Annotated in this window: 1 rRNA gene; it reads left to right on the forward strand. The window is 51.6% G+C overall.

Annotated elements, in window-relative coordinates:
- Positions 1–258, forward strand: a 23S ribosomal RNA gene (locus GBM95_RS12180); the annotation flags it as partial.

The raw sequence follows: 258 nt of genomic DNA on the forward strand, positions 1-258 counted from the left end.
GGTAGAGCACTGTTATGGCTAGGGGGACATGGCGTCTTACCAAACCATGGCAAACTCCGAATACTTGGAAGTCAGAGCACGGGAGACAGAGCACCGGGTAGCTAACGTCCGGACTCAAAAGGGAAACAACCCAGACCGCCGGCTAAGGTCCCTAATATCGGCTAAGTGGAAAACGAAGTGGGAAGGCTAAGACAGTCAGGAAGTTGGCTTAGAAGCAGCCATCCTTCAAAGAAAGCGTAATAGCTCACTGATCGAGTC

It is taken from the genome of Sutterella seckii (assembly GCF_009183815.1).
Classification (GTDB): Bacteria; Pseudomonadota; Gammaproteobacteria; order Burkholderiales; family Burkholderiaceae_F; genus Sutterella; species Sutterella seckii.